The 20,474-nt window shown below is 32.7% G+C and carries 16 protein-coding genes; 9 read left to right on the top strand and 7 right to left on the bottom strand.

Features of this window, described 5'->3' with window-relative positions; translation table 11 throughout:
- Positions 1–210: 210 nt before the first annotated feature.
- The gene (locus tag ACZ76X_RS04930) at positions 211–1,302 is read right to left on the bottom strand and encodes a DUF3900 domain-containing protein (protein WP_001979919.1); all 1,092 of its coding nucleotides are present in this window, start codon (positions 1,300–1,302) and stop codon (positions 211–213) included.
- 262 nt (positions 1,303–1,564) lie between these two features.
- Positions 1,565–1,906 (bottom strand): hypothetical protein, encoded by a 342-nt coding sequence (locus ACZ76X_RS04925; RefSeq protein ID WP_479849750.1) that lies wholly within the window; start codon positions 1,904–1,906, stop codon positions 1,565–1,567.
- Positions 1,907–2,268: 362 nt separating this feature from the next.
- Between ACZ76X_RS04925 and ACZ76X_RS04920 the strand changes: the two genes are divergently transcribed.
- Positions 2,269–3,180 (top strand): VanW family protein, encoded by a 912-nt coding sequence (locus tag ACZ76X_RS04920; RefSeq protein WP_479849749.1) that lies wholly within the window; start codon positions 2,269–2,271, stop codon positions 3,178–3,180.
- A gap of 174 nt (positions 3,181–3,354) precedes the next feature.
- Positions 3,355–4,263, top strand: coding sequence for a VOC family protein (locus tag ACZ76X_RS04915; RefSeq protein ID WP_479849748.1), 909 nt, complete (start codon positions 3,355–3,357; stop codon positions 4,261–4,263).
- A 21-nt stretch (positions 4,264–4,284) separates the two neighbouring features.
- Here the strand turns inward: ACZ76X_RS04915 and ACZ76X_RS04910 are convergent, their stop codons facing one another.
- Together ACZ76X_RS04910 and ACZ76X_RS04905 are read right to left on the bottom strand one after the other, a co-directional pair.
- Positions 4,285–5,202 carry a GNAT family acetyltransferase gene (locus ACZ76X_RS04910; protein WP_479849747.1) on the bottom strand — a complete coding sequence of 306 codons (918 nt, stop codon included), beginning with the start codon at positions 5,200–5,202 and terminating at the stop codon, positions 4,285–4,287.
- On the bottom strand, positions 5,199–5,717 hold the full coding sequence (locus tag ACZ76X_RS04905; RefSeq protein WP_479849746.1) for a GNAT family N-acetyltransferase: 519 nt from the start codon (positions 5,715–5,717) through the stop codon (positions 5,199–5,201). The genes ACZ76X_RS04910 and ACZ76X_RS04905 overlap by 4 nt, the downstream gene beginning before the upstream one ends.
- Positions 5,718–6,021: 304 nt before the next feature.
- Here ACZ76X_RS04905 and ACZ76X_RS04900 point away from each other — a divergent pair, with 304 nt between their 5' ends.
- Both ACZ76X_RS04900 and colA read left to right on the top strand, forming a co-directional pair.
- Positions 6,022–6,699, top strand: coding sequence for an MgtC/SapB family protein (locus ACZ76X_RS04900; RefSeq protein ID WP_098670259.1), 678 nt, complete (start codon positions 6,022–6,024; stop codon positions 6,697–6,699).
- Positions 6,700–6,902: 203 nt separating this feature from the next.
- Positions 6,903–9,818 (top strand): collagenase ColA, encoded by a 2,916-nt coding sequence (gene colA, locus ACZ76X_RS04895; protein WP_479849745.1) that lies wholly within the window; start codon positions 6,903–6,905, stop codon positions 9,816–9,818.
- Positions 9,819–10,239: 421 nt separating this feature from the next.
- On the opposite strand, the gene ACZ76X_RS04890 is transcribed toward colA, so the two are convergent.
- A complete protein-coding gene (locus ACZ76X_RS04890; protein ID WP_479849744.1) occupies positions 10,240–11,493 on the bottom strand; it encodes an ATP-binding protein in 1,254 nt (417 codons plus the stop codon).
- A gap of 634 nt (positions 11,494–12,127) precedes the next feature.
- Here ACZ76X_RS04890 and ACZ76X_RS04885 point away from each other — a divergent pair.
- The 5 genes from ACZ76X_RS04885 to hlyIIR all read left to right on the top strand — a co-directional run bounded on the left by ACZ76X_RS04885 (position 12,128) and on the right by hlyIIR (position 17,504).
- A complete protein-coding gene (locus ACZ76X_RS04885; protein ID WP_479849743.1) occupies positions 12,128–12,568 on the top strand; it encodes a hypothetical protein in 441 nt (146 codons plus the stop codon).
- Positions 12,569–13,003: 435 nt separating this feature from the next.
- Positions 13,004–13,297: an ArsR/SmtB family transcription factor gene (locus ACZ76X_RS04880; RefSeq protein ID WP_017560598.1), complete on the top strand. Its 294-nt coding sequence runs from the start codon at positions 13,004–13,006 to the stop codon at positions 13,295–13,297.
- Positions 13,298–13,739: 442 nt separating this feature from the next.
- A complete protein-coding gene (locus tag ACZ76X_RS04875) occupies positions 13,740–14,975 on the top strand; it encodes an N-acetylmuramoyl-L-alanine amidase (RefSeq protein WP_479849742.1) in 1,236 nt (411 codons plus the stop codon).
- Between the two features lie 302 nt (positions 14,976–15,277).
- Positions 15,278–16,516, top strand: a complete 1,239-nt coding sequence (gene hlyII / locus ACZ76X_RS04870; protein ID WP_479849875.1) for a hemolysin II HlyII — start codon at positions 15,278–15,280, stop codon at positions 16,514–16,516.
- Between the two features lie 382 nt (positions 16,517–16,898).
- Positions 16,899–17,504 (top strand): hemolysin II regulator HlyIIR, encoded by a 606-nt coding sequence (gene hlyIIR / locus ACZ76X_RS04865; RefSeq protein ID WP_098670252.1) that lies wholly within the window; start codon positions 16,899–16,901, stop codon positions 17,502–17,504.
- Between the two features lie 122 nt (positions 17,505–17,626).
- Here hlyIIR and ACZ76X_RS04860 read toward each other — a convergent pair whose 3' ends face one another.
- Entirely contained in the window at positions 17,627–19,105 is a 1,479-nt protein-coding gene (locus ACZ76X_RS04860; RefSeq protein WP_479849741.1) for an Lsa family ABC-F type ribosomal protection protein, read from the bottom strand.
- Between the two features lie 861 nt (positions 19,106–19,966).
- Complete coding sequence (locus ACZ76X_RS04855) at positions 19,967–20,470, bottom strand: GNAT family N-acetyltransferase (RefSeq protein ID WP_479849740.1); 504 nt, start codon at positions 20,468–20,470, stop codon at positions 19,967–19,969.
- Positions 20,471–20,474 lie beyond the last annotated feature (4 nt).

The following is a 20,474-nucleotide window of genomic DNA, read 5'->3' as shown; positions in this document are numbered from 1 at the left end:
ACTACTCTATTGGAAATACACTTGTACAACAAAAAACGAATCTACTGAATCCTGTGACAAATGTCCTTTTGGGTTAAAAATAAGCATATTTTGTTATAAAGTAGAAAACCGATTCTTAGTAGAGTCGGTTTTTAATATAAACATCAACTAAGTTCAAAATAAAAGAGCGCTTATTAAAAGCGCTCAGTAAAAATAGGGATATATAAGAATTTATTCAATCCCGTTCGAATCATAAGAATACTGCTGCTTATTCTCAATCCGCTCAATCACGTCTTGCAATTCATCTGGCTTCAGGAACTCAATAGGAGAGAAACCTTTTTCAAACGTAAGTGTATCAGCCTCAATCATTAATACGTATCGGTCATTTACCTTTGCGATATGTATTTGATCCCCGAAATCAGCAAGCAGGGCCTTCACAGAGATATGGTCTGCTTTTAGCTTTAATTCCACTTCAGGAGCATGCTCGACGATTTGGGCGGTAGCTTCCATTACTTCTTCGGTTGAAAATTGTTCCATAATTTCGCGTTTCGGACTGGCAGCCCATACTTCCATTGCTTGGTCGAATTGTTCGCGTTCTTCCGTACCTTCTTCAAATACATCTTCAATTTGGTCGTATACCATGTCCATTACTTGTGTTTTCATAATTTCAGGCATAGAGCGTTCGTACTCAACGAATTTTAAGAAGTCTTCAAAATAACGGGCGTGTGATGCTTGGTGAATTTTCAGCTCGCCTACTTCAACCATACCTTCTTCAGGCATGTACGGATATTGAATAGATTTCATGTTTTTTGTTGTGATGGCCATTTCAACGTTACGAATCAGTGTGGATTCATCTGAAATAGAAGCAACTTTCGGTTCAAAGTCACATTTCATAACGAAAACGAATGGATCATCAAAGTATTTACGTAGTTTTGCTTGCGCAATTAAAAATACACCACCGCGTACAGCGCTTGTGTCAAGATATGTATAAACAAGTGGTTCACTCATATCTTTGAAGTTTTCTTTAGTTTCCGCGAAGCGAATGCGATTAAATAGGTTGTAATGAGGGTTTGAATCAAGTTCGTGCCCTTCTTCTACAATGAAGCGACCGATTTTTGTCGGAGCTTGTTCTGTTTTCGCATGACGTTCTACTTTTCGCTTTGAAATTTTTAATAATTCACCATTCAAAAATTCTTTTAAAGAGCTATCTTCATACTCTTCAGCGTCTAATGTTTGAAAATGTTTGTAGCGTTTATCAACAGCTTCACCTTTTCCTTCTACTTGTACAACATAAAAGGAAAGATAATTTATTTCGAAATCCATATTTATCACCTTGTTTCATTTCATTCACTCTTATCAGTATAGAGATGGAAAAAACTTTCGTCAATTTATATAAGGAAGGGAGAGCCCCTTCCTTATATATTGTTTATCCCGCATTAAGGGGCAGTAATACTCCCACCTCAAATTTCGCAAATGCCAGTAAGTTAGGTGGGAGATAACTGCCCATAAAAGCCCGATTGGTTCAACTAATAATTAGTGGGGGTGGACACCCCACACTAATTAAAGTTTCACTTTATCTTCAAAATTAAAATCCGTCTTCTAATGCTGCAAATGGAATGTTTAGTCTGTTTTCTACTGTACGTAAACGCTGATTTAAGCGATTTAATCTACGTGTATGTCGCTCAACCGTGTTTTCTAATTGACGTACTCTTTGTTCAAGCTCATTTACTCGTCTTTCTAGTTGACGGTTTCCAGCACCAGGAAAAGAGATTGGAAGTTGGAATTGTCGAGTTTGATCATATGGATTAACTTGTTCTACTGGATCTATATATTGTTGGTATTGTGCTTGTAAATCATATTGAGGCTGATAACCATTTTGGTTATATGGATCGTATGGATTGTAGGGGTACATAAAAATATCCTCCATTTCTTTAAAATAGGTTAATTCACCATAATGTATGTGTAAAAGCGGAGTGTGGCACGGCAAATACCTATTTATGTTCACAGGATGTTTTTTTGTAAATACGAATATGGAGTTTTACATTTGTATTTCGTTCGATTTATGGTATATACTGGATAATAGGGAGAGGTTACATAAAAGTTATAATTCTATCAAGCTCAAACTTTTATGTAAATATGTATAGACAATTGGAAAAGAAAAGAGTAATTTATATAGAGTAAAAAATAACTTGTAACATTTTATAAATATATTGTAAAATGATTGTAACAAAACATACATAAAAATGAAATAATACATATAAGTAATATTGGGGAAAAGGGGAGAGTATATTGTTCCGTAAAGTAAAGGGTATATTAGTTGGGGTGTTATGTGTAGCTGTAGTGAGTGGCTGTGGTACAAAAGTAAGTGATGTTGCGTTAGTAAGTGATATTGGTGGCCACACGGTAGAGGCTAAAGCAGAAGTACAGGATTCTATTAGTTTAGTAGATGGTCGTACAGGTACGGAAGTGAAAAAGCTAGATTTATCGAGTTTAGGTTATTTTGAAGATGAAGCGAAATTTAAAAAATCGGTTGAGAAGGTTGCTAAGGAAGTTGGGAAAAATGTTGACAAAAAGATGGTCCCTTCACGCTTAGGACCTGATGGAAGTTGGCAAGAAGGAAAACCTTCTTATGAATTAATGGAAAAAGAGTTAGTAAATAAATTATTAAACGTAGGTATGTGGGATTCTTCCTATCAATTACCTATTGTTGAGAAAAAGCCTACTGCAACTTTAAGTGATGCACAAGGAAGTGGCACAGTAATTGGTAGATATGAAACGAATTTAGGTGGCTCAACAGGTGGACGTATTGAAAATATTCGTTTGTCAGCAGCGAGCATAAATGGGGTTGTATTAGCAAAAGGGGACAGTTTCTCTTTCAATGCATTAATTGGTGATACAACACCGGATAAAGGATATCAATTAGGAAAAGAAATTGTAGATGGTAAGTTAGTAGATGGATATGGCGGTGGTGTTTGTCAAACATCATCAACATTATACAATGCAGCAGATCAAGCTGGTTTGAAAATGGTAGAGAGAACGACACATTCTAAAACGGTAGGTTACGTTCCACAGGGAAGAGATGCTACAATTGCATATCCATACTTAGACTTAGTGTTTGAAAATACGAATGATGCACCTGTGAAACTTTACATGGGCATCCAGGGTGGAAAGTTAGTTGCCGAAGTACATAAAATGAGATAAGAATTATAAAGTCACCTTTTCTAAAAGCTAGAAGAGGTGACTTTTTTATTACGAAAATAAAAATGTGTATAAATTCTGACTTTTCGTATTTACATAGGTTGATTTTAGTTGTATTCTTCATAGTAACGGTTATATGGAATAGGAAAATATCGGGATAAGGAGATGGAGTTATTCATGGTACAAATTCATCCGAAAACACGTATTGGTCATGTCGAATTTAAGGTGTTAGATTTAGAACGTCAAATTGCTTTTTACGAGAATGTTGTAGGCTTAGAAGTAATTAAGCAAGAGGGGAATAAAGCGTATTTATCTGGAAAAGGTGGAAAGAACGCGTTATTAGTTCTTGAAAAATTAGAGGACGGGGTACTACAAGAGCCGCGTACGACTGGTATATATCATGTAGCCTTTTTAGTTCCGACTCGTGAGGCGTTTGCTTCGGCACTATTTGGTGTGATTCGTAATAAGAATGTAATTGATAGTCCGGTTGAGCAAGAAGGACGTTATACATATTCAAATGAAATTTTACCAATTTCAAGGTTTAATAGCGCAAGCGATCATACGTATAGCGAAGCGTTTTATTTACAAGACTTAGAGGGAAATGGTATTGAAATTTATGCGGATCGTCCGCGAGATCAATGGGGAGAGGGAGCAGGAGGCAGTACGCCACTTGATTTAAAAGCACTGGCAACGCTCGTTGATTATGAAGTTGATGGATTGCCTGCTAATACTGTTGTCGGGCACGTACATTTACGAATAGCTGATGTAGAGAAATCACACGAGTTTTACGTAGAGACAGTAGGATTTGAAGTGCAACAACGCGAAGATGACTGCTTATTCATTTCTGCAGGAGGGTATCATCACCATATCGGTGCGAATACGTGGAACGGATTAAATAATCCACACCCACCCGCACATGCTACTGGACTTAAAGTGTATACAATTGTATTACCGTATAAAGAAGCGTTAGATGAAGTGAAAGAAAGATTAATAGAAAAACAACATAAAGTAAATGAAAGTACAAATGGATTTACTGTAGTAGACCCAAGCGGTATTACAGTGCAGTTTGAAATAGAAACAGCATAAAAGAAGTCGGAAGGTGTATAATTACCTTCCGGCTTCTTTTTGATACGTAATCCAAGTAGCACAAGGGTTAAAAGGAAAGGATTTTAATACTTCCATTGCATATATACTCGTTGAATCGAATTCACCTTGAATGAAAGAATAACCGTGTTTATTTGCATACATAGCTTGTTTGAAAACGAGCAGTTTCAGTAAGGATATATTTTCTGTAGTGTGAGTCCCGCACCATCCTAGTTCTACTGTATTATCCTTTTCTGACGTATGGAGGAAAGAGTACGCAATCATTTCATTCTCTTCATCTATCAATACAAAGCTCCCATCTAATAATGTGTCATCAGCTAAGATTCTTTCTTTCCAAGTTTCTAGTGGGAATGAGGCAACCGGATTTGCTAAGTGAGTATCCTCATAATTTGTTTTTACTAAGTGAGCTAGTTTTTCAAAGAAGCTATTATTGGACAAGATGTTTGATAAGGTTTGTATATCGTAATTTGAATGAAGAGTTATATCGATAGGGATGATTTTTCGTACGTCTAATATCGGCATATATGTTCTTCGGATTTCCGTAAATTTATGTTTTTCATAATAGGCTTTTAAATGAGCAGATGTTTCCCATATAGAGGTTTGTAATGGTAATTTGAAGTTTTCTCGTTTTAGAATCTCGTTTAATAAAAATTGTTCTATATGTAGCTCTGAATAGAAAGGATTCGTATATATTCGAAAGTATGTGCAGTATGGATGGAAGTTACTGTTCCAGGTGAAAAAGACGCCTACTACATCTTTTTTATAGTAGGCAACATACGCACATTTTGTTTTACTATCTCGTAATAAGTTAAATAGATAAGAGTCTTCATTATATAAATCAATAAGTTGTTTTACTTTTAGCTCGTTACTTCTATTATATTTCTCTATAATAAGATTATTTTCATTGGATGATTTTTTCATAGCTCAATCCAAAACCTTCTTACTACATTCCCATCTTCTTCAGTGAAATCATCATCACGAAGCCCACCGTTATGTAAAATCGTTTTTTCAGAAGCTGTATTCACTTCGTCACAAACGACAAGTACTTTCTCAATGTTTAATTCCTTCGTTTTTTCTAGCGATAATTCTAATAACTTCGTAGCATAACCTTTTCTTCTTTCAGAAGGGCGAATGCCATAACCAATATGACCGCCAGCGTTAAATAAATGTTCGGTTAAACTATGACGTATATTAACAGCTCCTACAATTCTATTATTATCTGTAACGAGCCAATACGTAGAGTCAGGTACCCAAGATTCGGGAAGATTTATTCCGTTATGCGCATCGTGAAGTTCTTGAATCATTGCAGTAAAATTAGAAGGATCTTTTGAGATAACCCACGGAATCATCGTTTCACCGCTATCTTTCCATTCGTTATAAAAATCTAAGTATTCTTCTTCTAAATCGGTAGTAGGTGTAAGTAAAGAGACGTTCATTGTTGGTAATCTCCTTTATTTATGTAGTATTTTTAAAAAATTACGATACAAAATGAAAACGTTTTCTTAACTTTCTCAACCTCATTTTATGCAATCCATATCTCGTTTTTAAATGGAAAGTACAGTTTATGGTTTTTCGTATAAAAAGTAGGTTGAATTTCATTTATGTTAATATTAAAAATATTAACATAAATCACCTAGGATATTAAGTATATTTTAATGAAAAGCTTTTATATCGATAAATCGATGTGTGTGATAATTTTTGTTTTATTTATCTATAATGAACGAAAGGGGGGAAGGGCTCGTGAGTGTAAATGTTGATTTAATTATACGAATCGGTGTTGCGGGTTTATTAGGAGCGATAATCGGAATTGAAAGGGAGATTCGATCAAAAGAGGCGGGATTAAAAACACATTTCCTAGTAGCGGTAGGAAGTGCCTTAATAATGGTCGTTTCGAAATATGCTTTTTCAGATATTATGAATGAAGAACATATGGCTCTTGATCCAAGCCGTATTGCAGCGCAAGTTGTTAGTGGAGTAGGGTTTTTAGGTGCAGGTACAATTATTATTCAAAAGCAGGCGGTGAAAGGATTAACGACAGCGGCTGGTTTATGGGCTACAGCAGGAATTGGATTAGCAATTGGGGCTGGCATGTATGTAGTAGGAATTGGAGCGACGATTCTCGTTTTAATTGGTTTAGAGATTGTAAGCCGTATTTTTAAGGTGCAATTTTTATTTCCTCAAAACATAACGGTGCAAATACATATAAATAAACATGAAGCGGTACAACAAATAGTAGAAACGATACAAGTGAAAGGCATTCCAATACTTTCATATGAAGTGGAAGCTTTACAGAAGGATGCAGAAATAGTTTATAAAGTAGGAATGCAGCTGAAAAATATATCATCAGAAGAAAAGAATGCGTTTATTCAGCATATGCAAACATTACCAGAAGTTACGTTTATAAAGTTAAAATCATAGCGTTAAAAACGAGGATAGATGTAGCAGGAAACTCGCTATTATCTATCTTTTTTTGATATAAAATGCACATAAAGTCAAGTGTTAATTTTGCAAGGCATGGATACGTGTGTGAACGTTCCCTTATTTTTTCTCAATACAGAATAAAAAGTAAGAATAGTAAAATAATGGTGTGGGACACTAAAAAATGTAAGGTAGGGGAGAGCATGAAAGGCTATTCAAAAAAAGTGTTAGTAGGGGTAAGTTTTGCTAGTTTCATGTTAGGCAGTTTCCAAGGGAGCACATTGGCGGAAAGTACAAAGGGAGAGCAAGTTTCTTATCGGAATGTGCTCAAAATGGAGCCAGTTGGTGTACAACTGCCAGTGCAAGAATTAGCTCATTCATCAAAAGTGCTTGAAAATAAGTCTTTTGAGAAAAGGCTACAATTTGCTGATTTGTCTCAAAGACCGCCTGAAGTAAAAAAAGAAAGTAAGCAATTAGCTGCAGCGAAAACTTATACAATTGCTGAATTAAATCAATTAAGCAATCAGCAGTTAGTAGATTTACTTGTAACAATTGATTGGGAGCAAATTATGGGGCTATTTCAGTTTAATAGGGATAGTCTTGCATTCTATCAAAACGATAGTAGAATGCAGGCAATTATTGATAAATTGAAGCAGCAAGGACAAGTTTATACGAAAGATGATTCAAAAGGGATTGAGACTTTAGTAGAGGTATTACGCTCAGGATTTTATTTAGGATTTTATAATTCAGAATTAAGTAAACTAAATGATAGAAGCTATCATGATAAATGCTTACCTGCATTAAAAACAATTGCAAATAACCCGAATTTTAAACTCGGTACGTTAGAACAAGATAGAGTTGTATCATCATACGGAAAATTAATAGGAAATGCTTCGAGTGATGTGGAAACGATAACAGCAGCTGCAAAGATCTTTAAACAATATAACGATAATTTCTCTACGTGGGTAGACAATCTATCAGCTGGAAATGCAATTTACGATATTATGCAAGGTGTTGATTACGACATTCAATCGTATTTGTACGATACGAGAAAAACACCGAAAGATACAGTATGGTACCAAAAGATTGATAGCTATATTAATGAATTAAGTCGTTTTGCATTAATTGGAACGGTGACAGAGAAGAATGGATGGTTAATTAACAATGGTATTTATTATACAGGTAGACTTGGTACATTCCATAGTACAGGGACGAAAGGATTGCAAGTTGTAACGGATGCAATGAAAATGTATCCGTATTTAGGAGAGCAATATTTTGTAGCTGCTGAGCAAATCTCGACGAATTATGGCGGGAAAGATGCAAATGGAAATGTTGTGAATTTAGATCAAATACGAGAAGATGGAAAGAAAAAATATTTGCCGAAAACGTATACGTTTGATGATGGGGCAATTGTTTTAAAAGCTGGAGATAAGGTGACAGAAGAAAAAGTAAAACGTCTATATTGGGCGGCAAAAGAAGTAAAGGCACAATTCCATCGTACGGTTGAAAGTGATCAGCCTTTAGAAAAAGGAAATCCTGACGATGTATTAACAATGGTTATTTATAATAGTCCAGCTGAATATCAATTTAACCGTCAATTGTACGGGTATGAAACGAATAACGGCGGTCTTTATATAGAAGGAACAGGTACGTTCTTTACTTATGAACGTACGCCAGAAGAAAGTATTTATAGTTTAGAAGAATTGTTCCGACATGAGTTCACACATTACTTACAAGGTAGATATGAAGTACCGGGACTTTGGGGACAAGGGAAGATTTATGAGAATGAGAGATTATCTTGGTTTGAAGAAGGAAATGCGGAGTTTTTTGCAGGTGCAACGAGAACCGATAATGTTGTACCGAGAAAGAGCATTATAGGAGGAATATCTTCAAATCCAGCAGAGCGTTATACGGCAGAGAGAACGTTAAACGCAAAGTATGGAACGTGGGATTTCTATAATTACTCTTTCGCTTTACAATCGTACATGTACACGAAAAGATATGATATGTTTGACAAAATTCATGATCTTATTAGGAAAAATGATGTAACAGCATATGATGCATACCGCTCTGCATTAAGTAAAGATGCGAATTTAAATAAAGAGTATCAAGATTATATGCAAATGTTAGTCGATAACCGTGAGAAATATAATGTTCCATTAGTATCGGATGATTATTTAGCAACGCACGCACCAAAACCAGTTTCAGATATTGCTGCAGAAATTACAGCAGAAGCAAAATTAAGCAATGTATCAGTTAAGAAAAATAAATCACAGTTCTTTCATACATATACGTTGCAAGGAACGTATACAGGTACGACTGCAAAAGGGGAATATGAAGACTGGAAAACAATTACACAAAACGTGAATGATACGTTAAAGCGTTTAAGTGCAAAAGAATGGACAGGCTATAAAACAGTAACAGCCTATTTTGTAAATTATCGTGTGAATGCATCAGGACAATTTGAATATGATGTTGTATTCCATGGTATGAATACAGAAGAAGGTGCTGTGAATAAAGCACCAGTTGCGGTTATAAATGGTCCATATAGCGGAAATGTAAATGAAGTAATTTCATTTAAAAGCGATGGATCAAAAGATGAAGATGGGAAAATTGTTTCTTATAAATGGGAGTTTGGTGACGGTACTGTAAGTAATGAACAAAATCCGACTCACGTGTATACAAAAGAAGGAACATATACAGCGAAATTAACAGTAACAGATGATAAAGGATTAACGAATACTGTTACAACGAATGTAACGGTTCAAAAGAAAGAGGACAACAGCGTAGAAAAAGAGCCAAATAATTCATTCCAAACAGCAAATAAACTGCAATTAAATCAAGTTTTACGCGCAAGTTTAGGAAATGGCGATACGAGTGATTTCTTTGAAATTAATATAGAAACGGCAAAAAACCTTCAAATTAATGTAACGAAGGAAAATAATATCGGAGTAAACTGGGTTCTTTATTCTGAAGCGGATTTAAATAATTATGTTACCTATGCCCAGCAAGAAGGGAATAAGTTAGTAGGAAGTTACTACACGTATCCAGGGAAATATTATTTACATGTATATCAGTATGGCGGGGGAACAGGGAATTATACGGTAGAAGTAAAGTAGAAATTTATGACTGGAAATCAATTTTAGCTTATATTTAGTAATGCAGGTAATAATATCAGTTATAAAGATAAATACTGGAGTATCGTTATGAATATCAAAAAAATTATACTTTAACTGAAAAAATAACTGTAAGTAATGTATCTAATGATAGTAAGAAATCAAGTATCACGAGATTTTATCTTGAAGTTAAGTAGACCTAATTAGTAAATGAGATACAATGGTTGATGAATTATGATTTCATAGAGAAGTGAGTAAAGTAATAAGGACTAGAGTTTATCGGCAAAAACGGATATGCTCTGGTCCTTGTTACTTTTAATTTATTTAAGAAATGAAGATAATTAATGAATCAAGTAGTGGCATTTTTGAAATTTATTTAATAAGTTAAGTGGAAAGAATTTATCATTCTAATAATCCCGTCATATTAGCAGGGGATACTAATAGAAAAGCGTGTCCCCTTACCTAATTTACTCTCTATCTCTATATCACCATTCAACTCTTTAATAACACTATAAGCAATCATGGTACCAAGGCCAGTCCCTTTTTCTGTTGTTGAATAGAATGGTAAAGCAATTCGCTTTATTTGCTGAGAAGACATCCCAATCCCTGAATCAATAATATCAATTATAATATTCCCTTTTATTTTCTGTATATTTATTTGTAATACGCCACCATTTATCATGGCCTCAATTCCGTTTTGTATGATGTTGTTCAGACAGAGTCTGAATTTTTCGGGGTCTCCATTTATATAAAAGGAATCTGTATTATTTTGTTTTATTTCAACTTTGTATGATAGAGCTAGTGGTGAAATAGTGTCTTTCACTTGATTTAAAATATGATTAATATCTATTTTCTCTTTTAGGATGTTCTGTGGTTTTGTTAAAGATAAATAGTTATTAATAGTAGATTGTATTTGCTGCATTTCAATTAACATGATTTCTAAGTACTGATCCTGAGGTAGCTTAGAGGCATGTTTTTCATTTAACAATTGAGTGAATCCATGTACTGTAGTTAGTGGATTGTGGATTTCGTGTGCAATGGACGCCGCTAGTTCGCTAGCTATATAAAATTTTTCAGCCCGTTGCAGCTTTTCTTTCATTTTATATTTCTCAATCATGCCCTCTATTAAATATACTGATAATAATACTGTGAAAATATTAATGATTATATAATTTAATAAAAATTCTATGAGAGTAGAGTCTATTTTACTACCTGTATGTATTTGAGTTACAATACCGCAGATAGAAAGTGAAGTTGTACAAACTAAAATAAGAAGCAAGCTCAATAATATCTTTTTTTCTTTAACATATAGAGGTAATAAGTAACGGAAGAGCATTGTTATAACAGAAATAATAGTAAAGATAATAAATGATGGAAGAACGCCATTTCCGCCTAAGTAAAATCGATAAGAAAGATATAAAATTCCTATCAAAATAATATTTTTTGTATTTCCATATAGAAAAACTAATATGATAGGAATAAAACGTAAATCATAAATAAATCCATCATGTAACTGAAAAGGAAAAGTCATACAAAAAATAATGGCAATGGAGGAAAGGATAGAAATCAATATATTATTACATGTTATTTTTTCTTTAAATTCTAGCCAAAATATGTGGTAGCTAAGGATACAAATTATTATTATAAAGGTATTTAATAAAAGCGTAGATATTCCCATAGTTTTGCATCTCCGATAGTTTATATATTGGATTATGTATGAGTTAAACTTAGATGTTTAGTTATTAATAGACTTTCTATCTAAAAAAGGAAGAGCGCTTGAAAAAGTACTATAATATTACTTTTATTAGAATTGATAAGGAAGTTAACAAAAATAATAGATAAAAAATCTACTTGGATATTTATACGTATGAAACTAGAAATTGACTTTTGTATAAGTAAAATTGGGATTGAGTTACTAATAAAATAATAGGATTTTAAGTATGAATATGCTATGAAAAAATATATTTTGTGGATTCTATTTGTAGCCTTCGTTATATTAACATGGAATATACCAAATTATAAAGTGGAAATTTCGAAATTTTTCATTAGTATATTTTATCTAAAATGGAAACGCTATTTATTTGAGTGCATTGGTACTTAATTGTATGAATTCTCGTTAAACAAATTTTGAAATTCACATATTTTTTTATGAATCATAATACTGTAGCTTTATCAATGTGAGTTTTTCAGTAACTATTTTAAGATATAAAGTTAAAATATATAGGTTTAAAGATATGAATTATTACATAAAAACGTACTTGAAAAAGAATGTATGATGGTAATAGATTATAAACATCAAGGGGGAGCTTAAAATGAAGTTAAATAAACTAGTGCTTAGTTGTGGAGTAATTTCAGCATTAACACTTGGTGTGTTAGGAAATAATACTTATGCTGAAGAAATACACAAAACAAATGATACCATTCATATAGTTGAACATGTTCCTGCAGACTTATTATTAACTCAAACAATGGATTATAGTGGAGAGGCTGTAACTTCTTTTGTATATAATGGGAGTGAAAATTTAAGCTTCTTTATGAAAAATAATGGTCAAAATACAATGGGATATAGTGTGAAAGGTCCAAATATGGAGCTAATTGTTGGTGGTTATATAAAACCTGGAGAACAACAAATGAATGTTACAAATGTACAGAATGCTTTATCTCCATTACCGAGCGGAACATATAAAATTTACGTTTCAAATGATGATGGTTCTAAAGGGCAATTCCAAGTTTCAGTAAGATCTAAGAATTAAATTTAAGACGCTTTGTTTTAAGTTGATTTAATCTTTCCTTATGGGAAAGAAACTAAATTGAATTAAGAATTACCGATCAAAATGAAAACGAGCACCTTATCTAATTTGAGAGGATGCTCGTTTTTGGCTATTAAACAAAAAACAATTACTTCCAAACGCTTATCAATACATTTTGATATTTCCATCGCTAATCTACTAGTTTGTGTCAACGAGAAAATGTCTACTATAAAATAACTTTTTTAAAACAAAATATAGTTCGGTTAAAAATTAGAGGACATCAATTCATTGGAACAGTAAAAACTGTTCATAGAATTGGTGTCTTTTTTAATTAAGAACGAGAATACATTTTCTCAACAGGATAAATGGTAAATATATATAAGTACTACTTATAAGGATAATTGGAAAATAGAAATTAATAATAAAGGGGAATGCGAAATGACAATATTAATATCTAATAGAGATCTAGCTAACATCCGAGAGGAAGATGTAGATGTATTAAAAGTAATGGCACATCCCGTTCGATTGAAGATTGTAAATGAATTAATGCACCATAAACTGTGTAATGTTACACAGTTGACAGAAATATTAGGACTCCCGCAATCCACTGTTTCACAGCATCTATCAAAATTAAGAGGAACCGTGCTCCGTGCAGAAAGACGAGGGTTAGAGATGCATTATTATATCGATAATGTTAAGGCTCGCCAGATTGTAGGAATTCTAGGTTTGTAGCTAAAAAGAGCACTTTTCAAAAGTGCTCTTTTTAAGATGTGTATTAGGACTTGAAGGAGGCACCAATGCTAATTTAGAAGGAGTGTACTTTGAATCAATCTTTGCTTAAAATAAGAGATAATTGTTTACATTGTTTAATAATTACTTAATATATTATTAAGTTTGTTACCTTACAAAACTGTAAGGTTATTTCAATTGACACTCATATATATAAGTAACTATACTAGTTACACAATGTTGGTGAATATATTTAATAGTTTCAATCTATAAGTGTATGTCTGGAGATTCTTTTCGGAATAATAGTTCGATGTAAATTTATTCATTTGTAATATAGTGTTAGTGCCAACTTAATCTATTTTTTTATTCAAAGGACTATCATTTAAAGATTAACTATAAATGATATATTTACTAACTTGTAATAAATTTTTAGAGGTGCTAAATTTTGAAGAACAAATTAATTGCTACAGGAATTCTCGCTGGAAGTCTACTATCTTATTCTTCTAGTATTTTTGCAGATACTCACAAATTCCCAGATGTTCCTGCATGGGCTGACAAATCTGTTACTTATTTAGTTGATAAGCAAGTATTGAGTGGTTATCCAGATGGAACTTTTGGTTCGAATGATACATTAGATAGAGCTTCTGCAGCAACCATTATGACAAGGGCTCTTGGTATACACATTGATTTAAATGCAAAACCATCTTTTAAAGATTCACAAAACCACTGGGGAACTCCTTATATTGCTGCTGCTGAAAAGGCAGGAATAATTAAAGGTGAAGGAAATGGAACTTTCAATCCTTCTGGAAAAGTTACTCGTGCTGCTATGGCTACTATGCTAGTGAATGCATATAAACTACAAAATGAAAGCAATAACAATGGGCAAAGTAAATTTGAAGATTTAAAGGGACATTGGGGTGAAAAGTTCGCAAATACTTTAATTGATTTGAAAATTTCAGTTGGTACAGATACTGGTTGGCAACCAAATAGATTCATAACACGCGCTGAAGCTGCACAACTAACCGCAAAAACAGATATGCTTCAATATAGTCAAAGTAGTCCTTTAGAAAATAAAGTAATAATTATTGATCCCGGACATGGCGGCGAAGATCCTGGAAAAAACACAAAGGGATTACCTGAAAGCAAGATTGTACTAGACACTTCTTTACGTCTACAACAATTGCTTGAAAAACATACTCCCTTTACAGTTTTACTAACTCGTGAATCTGATACTAGACCTGGATATGATCAAAAAAGTTCTTTACAGGAACGTGTTAAGTTTGCTAAGCGAAATCAGGGTGATATCTTTATAAGCATACATGCAAATGCTTTTAACGGTAATGCAAAAGGGACAGAAACATACTATTATAAATCTTCCAAATCTGAAAAAACAAATCCTCATGTGGAAGAAAGTCGTGTTTTAGCTGAAAAAATTCAAACACGATTAGTAGACGCACTTCAAACACGCGATAGAGGTGTTAAACATGGAGATCTTCATGTTATAAGAGAAAATGACATGCCAGCTGTGTTAACGGAACTTGCTTTTATAGATAATGGTATCGATTACAGTAAGTTATCTACAGAAAACGGAAGGCAGATTGCAGCAGAAGCCATTTATGAGGGGATTTTAGATTATTATGAATGGAAAGGGAATAATGTATCTGAATATAGATTGCAATAAGTAAATGAAAATATAGTAATTCTCTAAATAAAGAATTCTATAATTTTTTTTACACTTTTTTAAACAATAATTTTAAATTTGAATTTAAAATTATTGTTTAAATTATTATTTTGTGTTTTAATGATATTGATAATAGTTATCAGTAAGTGAGAGGTGAAAATTAGCAAAATAAGTGTTGATAGTTATTGTCATAAAGATTAATAAATTTCTACATTGTAACGTTATGAATCTATCTCTAGTATGGAGAGATGAAAATAATACGTTTATATCTTTTAAATGTTTAAGAAGGAGTGGCTGTCTGTATGAAAAAAACAAATGAAATAGCTAAAAGTGTTGCGGTAGCATCTGTTATTATGTCTGGATCACTTGGTTTACAAGCAACATCTGTATTTGCAGATTCTAAAGGAACTGTAGAAAATCTTCAAAATGGTGGAAAAGTCTATAATAGTTTTAAAACTACTTATGACATGAAGCAGAATATTAAAAATTCAATAAAGGTTTCTTTTATTGAGGATCCTTACGCAGATAAAAAGATTGCGATTGTTACTACTGATGGTAGTAATGTAGATGCTAAATATACAATTAATGGCGGATACTATAACGCAGGTTTAAAGTGGCCATCGGCTTATCATACTGAAGCAGAAATAACAAGTGGTGATAGCGCTCAATTCCATAAAGCTGCCCCAGTTAATACAATGACTTCAGCAAAGGTTACTTCTGAAGTAGGGTATACACTTGGCGGAAGTGTTAAAGTTGGGGTAAATGATAAAGGCCCAAATGCTGATGCAAGTATTACAGGTAGCTTTGCTTGGAAAGAAAGTGTATCTTATGATCAAGTAGACTATAAAACGGTATTAGAGACTCACACAGATAAAAAGTTAAATTGGAAAGTAGGATTCCAATCATTTAATTACCCGGAGTGGGGAATTTATAATCGAGATTCATTTAATACTTTCTACGGTAATCAACTATTTATGAAATCACGTAGTTATAATGAAGGAACGAATAATTTTGTTTCAAAAGATACAGTACCAGCTTTAACAGGATATGGTTTTTCTCCTAATGTAGTAGCAGTTATTACTGCAGATAAAACAGAATCTACATCTGATTTAAAAATAACAAATCGTAGAATATCAGATCAGTACAATATCGAATGGGTAAGTTCGAAATGGTGGGGAACAAATAATAAAGATACATATAATGAGTTCTTTACAAACAACTATAAGTTAGACTGGAAAAACCATCAAGTTACTCTTGATAACCAAAAAGCCCTTGAAGAACAAATGAGTAGTATCAACAATGTGAATAACCAACTTAACAAAGGCAAAGGGAAATTATCTTTTTCAATGAATGGAAATCAGCTCAAAGCGACATCTAGCAATGCTGGTTATGGTATTAGTTACGAGGATAAAAATTGGGGTATCTTTGTGAATGGTGAAAAGATCTATACGTTTAATGAAAAAACAACTGTAGGTAATATTTCAAATGACATTAACAAATTAAACATTAAAGGACCTTATATTGAGATTAAACAAATCTAATTAGTAAATGAATTGCAAATGAAAGGGCCAGAGTTTATCTGTAAAGGTAGATAAACTCTGGCCCTTATTATTTTTTTATTCTTATACGCAATTAGAAAAGAGCGTGAGGTAAAGCTATTCATACCACGCAGGGAGATATTGTTTTAAGTAGGGTATTTATTTTTATTTCATTTTTAAATGAATTCTTTGTATGATGACATAGGGTAGGCGATGTTTCTTTTTGGGGAGTATGTTGTGTGGAGAATAGTTTAAAGTAATCAAGTCTTCATCGGTTGTTAAGTTATTACTTTAAATATATAATTAAACTTCATTAAAAAGATACTCTATTCAAAGTCCTTAGTGGATTTTTGAAGTGAAATATATATTATTTGAGGTGTGTGAAATGGGGAAATCTCGAGAGCAGACGATGGAAAATATTTTGAAGGCTGCTAAGAAAAAATTTGGAGAGAGTGGTTATGAAGGTACGAGCATACAAGAAATTGCAAAAGAAGCGAAAGTGAATGTTGCTATGGCTTCTTACTATTTTAATGGGAAAGAAAACCTATATTATGAGGTGTTTAAGAAATATGGTCTTGCTAATGAGTTACCTAATTTTCTTGAGAAAAATCAATTTAATCCTATTAATGCTCTAAGAGAATATTTAACAGTCTTTATTACACATATAAAAGAAAATCCTGAAATTGGTACATTGGCATATGAGGAGATTATTAAGGAAAGTGCAAGATTAGAAAAGATTAAACCGTATTTTGTAGGTAGTTTTGAACAGTTAAAAGAAATATTGCAGGAGGGGGAGAAACAAGGAGTATTTCATTTCTTCTCTATAAATCATACGATACATTGGATCACTTCTATTGTTTTATTTCCAAAGTTTAAAAAGTTCATTGATTCTTTAGGACCAAATGAATCGAATGATACAAATTATGAATGGATGCCAGAAGATTTGGTGAGCAGAATTATTTCTGCTTTAACAGATAAGCCCAATATGTAAATTACTCATTGTATATGAATCCTAATTTTCTTGTTAAAAAGCCTAATTTCTCAATAGATTGTAGAGAAATTAGGCTTTTTTTGATACTTCATTCAAATACTTTGTTAATGATTCGAGTGGAGTTACATAGATATAGTTTTCGTTGCAACGGTTTGTTGAAATGCCTTATCATGCTCAACAATAATCATTGTGGGATTAAATTGTTGAATTAGCTCTTCAATTTGCATACGTGAATAAATATCTATAAAGTTTAATGGTTCATCCCATATATACATATGGGCTTTTTCACATAAACTTTTAGCAATAAGCAGTTTTTTCTTTTGTCCACCAGAATAATGAAATATATCTTTTTCAAATTGAATTCGGTCAAAATCCATCTTTCGTAGGATGGATTTAAATAATGTCTCATCAATCTTGTGCTCTTCAATAAAATTTGATAGCGATCCTTTCAAATGAGAAGTATCTTGTTGAACATAGGAAATGGTGAGTCCTGTACCTAATGTAACTAAACCTGTATGCTGTATCGGATATCCTAGAATTAGTTTTAGGATACTGCTTTTCCCGCTCCCATTCTTGCCATCAAGCACAATTCGGTCACCTTGTTCAACTACGAAGTTAATTGGCTCATTCACGACTTGGTCATCGTACGTAACAGACACGTCAGCCAAAGTAACGAATTCATTTGACTTGAACTTCAATGCTTCTAATTTTAATGACTCAGTTTTCTCCACATTTTTTAGTAATTTTGACTTTTCTTCAATAGCTTTTTGTTGCCTTGATTCTAGGTTTTTTGCCCTTTTCATCATCTTGGCTGCTTTATGTCCTACAAATCCCTTATCCAACTTAGAACCTGAATTCCTTGTTCCATTTTTTGAAGCTTCTACATCATGAGACCAACTTGCTGAACGCTTGGAAGACTGTTTTAATCTTCCTATGTCTTTTTGTAGACGATCATTTGTAGCCTCTTCATGCTCTTGCTGTCTATCGAAATTTAATTTCCAAGAAGAATAGTTCCCGCTTTGAACTTCAATATTTGCTCTATTTATAGATAAGATATGGTCAACGCATCCATCTAAAAAGATTCTGTCATGTGAAATTAAAATAAACCCTTTCTTCTTCCTTAGATAATCAGAGACTATTTTTCGTGCATCCGTGTCTAGGTGGTTTGTTGGTTCGTCAATTAATAGAAATTGGCCCTCATTTAAAAACAGTGCAGCAAGCAACACCTTTGTTTGTTCTCCATTTGATAAAGTTTTAAACGGTCTGTACATGACCTCGGCATCAACATTTAAATAGGATATTTCACGTAGAAATTCCCAATCTTCTGCTTGGGGACAAATTTCTTCAAGGATTTCATGAGTAAATTTGTTCTTATCTGCGACAGGATAGGGGAAGTAATTGAATTCTACAGAAGCAAGGATTTTCCCACTATACTCGTAATTTCCTAATAATAAATTAAAGAATGTCGTTTTACCTCGTCCGTTTCTACCGATAAATCCTAGTTTCCAATCCGTATCTATTTGAAAGTTTACACCTTCAAAAATATTATTAAAGCTACCTGGGTATGAAAAAGTTAAGTCTTGAACTTTTATCATTGACATAATAATTCCTCCTTTATATATCGAAACGTTTCATATAAAGTCGGAACATCCATCCATTTTTTAATTCCTCTATATAAGTTTGATGGATATTAACGACTTATATAGAGCATTACATGTGTCACAATAGTATCTGAATTAGCCATTTTTTTCGCTCCTTTATTTGTTAGTTAAATTTAGCGATTAATAAATTTTAACTTACATAAAAGGGAATAAAAAAATCCCCCAATTTTTAATCGGAAGGATTAGTCTGTCGCTTATACTTAAGTAAGTACTTATTAATCATTTGAATTATGACAAATAAAGTATGAAATGAATTATAAAAATGGATAGACTAACCCTATATTTTGTAGTTTGAAGTTATAAAATTCAACTTAAAATATAAATTAGTTAATCATTATTCATCCATCATTCCTTTCAGTATTCTATTTTTAGAGTAACATTCTTTTTTGAGAGATGCAATATGAGAATCTCCTCTACTTATTCCTAGATCATTTCTAATTTTTTGAGTAAGGAAATAAAGCTGAAATGAATTTTAATATGTATAAGCAAGTGATAAGTAAATTAAATAAACAAAGGCCCTATAAAAAATACAGGGCCGGATACAGGGTTAAGGGAACGCATAGTTTCTTATTAATATATTAGCATGAACTTTTCATGTAGCTACATAAGAGTTTTGACAACTTTAAGAACAAAATAGGGTGTTTTTAAGAATAAATACAGTACCGAAAATCAGAATTTTAATTTAAATTAGTGTGGTTATAATGTTAAAAAATAGATGAGTAATTTAATCATAATAACTTTTAGGAATGTATATGTAAGAAATATTTTTTGATTAGATTAAAAGAGAACCCTGACAATTCATTATATGCTATAGCCAAACAACTTTAAATTTTCTCCGGAGTCTGAAATTATCTCTTCGAACTGAAATCCTATTTTTTCTAAAAGCTTCCCTGAATTGATGTTATCCATAGTAGTAATTGCTACAATTCGTTTTAGTCCTAGTTTGTGTACTCCGTATTCGATTACAGCAGAAGCTGATTCAAAGCCATACCCATTTGAACGGAATTTCTCTAAAAAGGCAAAGCCGATATCGACATCTTCTAATGAATCTCTTTTAATAAGTCCGCACATCCCGAGTGGAGTGAGATCTTCTTTTCGTTCAACTAAATAAAGACCAAATCCCATTTTATTATACATATCAACGGGTCCGTTTATGATGTATTTTTTTGCATCTTCTAAGTTTTGAATTCTTTTATCACCAATAAACTGAATCCATGCAGGATCGTTTACTAATTCAAGAATAAATGGAGCGTCTTTTATATCAAGCCAGCGAAGAACGAGTCGTTCAGTTTCAAGAACTATCAATCTA

This window comes from Bacillus sp. BC05(2025) (genome assembly GCF_056725905.1).
Note: the sequence above shows the minus strand (reverse complement) of the source record. Positions and strands in the feature narration are given on the sequence as shown.

Excerpts from the sequence above, each read along its gene's own strand:
- ACZ76X_RS04930 (WP_001979919.1), bottom strand. The coding sequence starts at position 1,302 with ATGGATTTCGAAATAAATTATCTTTCCTTTTATGTTGTACAAGTAGAA.
- ACZ76X_RS04925 (WP_479849750.1), bottom strand. The coding sequence starts at position 1,906 with ATGGAGGATATTTTTATGTACCCCTACAATCCATACGATCCATATAAC.
- ACZ76X_RS04915 (WP_479849748.1), top strand. The coding sequence starts at position 3,355 with ATGGTACAAATTCATCCGAAAACACGTATTGGTCATGTCGAATTTAAG.
- ACZ76X_RS04910 (WP_479849747.1), bottom strand. The coding sequence starts at position 5,202 with ATGAAAAAATCATCCAATGAAAATAATCTTATTATAGAGAAATATAAT.
- ACZ76X_RS04905 (WP_479849746.1), bottom strand. The coding sequence starts at position 5,717 with ATGAACGTCTCTTTACTTACACCTACTACCGATTTAGAAGAAGAATAC.
- colA (WP_479849745.1), top strand. The coding sequence starts at position 6,903 with ATGAAAGGCTATTCAAAAAAAGTGTTAGTAGGGGTAAGTTTTGCTAGT.
- ACZ76X_RS04890 (WP_479849744.1), bottom strand. The coding sequence starts at position 11,493 with ATGGGAATATCTACGCTTTTATTAAATACCTTTATAATAATAATTTGT.
- ACZ76X_RS04885 (WP_479849743.1), top strand. The coding sequence starts at position 12,128 with ATGAAGTTAAATAAACTAGTGCTTAGTTGTGGAGTAATTTCAGCATTA.
- ACZ76X_RS04880 (WP_017560598.1), top strand. The coding sequence starts at position 13,004 with ATGACAATATTAATATCTAATAGAGATCTAGCTAACATCCGAGAGGAA.
- hlyII (WP_479849875.1), top strand. The coding sequence starts at position 15,278 with ATGAAAAAAACAAATGAAATAGCTAAAAGTGTTGCGGTAGCATCTGTT.
- hlyIIR (WP_098670252.1), top strand. The coding sequence starts at position 16,899 with ATGGGGAAATCTCGAGAGCAGACGATGGAAAATATTTTGAAGGCTGCT.
- ACZ76X_RS04860 (WP_479849741.1), bottom strand. The coding sequence starts at position 19,105 with ATGTCAATGATAAAAGTTCAAGACTTAACTTTTTCATACCCAGGTAGC.